This is a genomic window from Bartonella taylorii 8TBB (genome assembly GCF_902825155.1).
Classification (GTDB): Bacteria; Pseudomonadota; Alphaproteobacteria; order Rhizobiales; family Rhizobiaceae; genus Bartonella; species Bartonella taylorii_A.
Window position 1 is genome coordinate 1 of the sequence record NZ_CADEAG010000056.1, and the last position, 675, is coordinate 675.

Sequence of the window (675 nt, forward strand, 5' to 3'; positions counted from 1 at the left end):
AAGTGTGAGTGGAGGAGGGATGATTACAGTTTAAATGTAGCGAATCTTGAGCCAATGGCTGTAGTAAAAGAATCCCCAAAAGATAAAGATACCGTGCAAGCAGAATTAGATTTATTTGGATAAAGAGTAAAAAGCGGAGTTTTTCATGAACGCTGTTGCAAAAAGGATTTCTGCTCGCTTATCGTTGCGCTATCCTCAACATGAAGCCTTAAATATTTTGGTGCGAATTTTAGATAATATCAAACTTTCTAAAAATGCTGATTTAGTTGCGGATCTGGAAGTGATCAAAAATCTCTATCCTTCTGTACAAGATTTTGAACGCGATTTTCCTTCTTTTTGTTTTGCCTTAGCTACGGGAGTCGGAAAAACACGACTGATGGGTGCTTTTATCAGTTATCTTTATTTAACAGGTCACAGTCGCCATTTTTTTATCTTGGCACCAAATTTGACTATTTATGCAAAATTAAAACAGGATTTTAATCCTCAAAGTCCGAAATATGTATTTAGTGGAATGAGTGAATTTGTTGCAAACAGACCGGTAATTGTTACGGGTGAAGATTATGAAAGTGGTAAAGGAGTCTGCTCTGATGCACAGCAATTTTATGGGCAACAGCGTTTGTTTGAGGATAGGAATACTGCTTTCATCAATATTTTTAATATTTCCAAAATTAACAC

General features: G+C 35.9%; 1 protein-coding gene. It reads left to right on the top strand.

Annotation, left to right across the window (positions count from 1 at the left end):
• Positions 1-145: 145 nt before the first annotated feature.
• Positions 146-675 (top strand): DEAD/DEAH box helicase family protein (locus J7R13_RS08600; protein ID WP_208438290.1); only part of this gene is annotated, 530 nt, incomplete at its 3' end.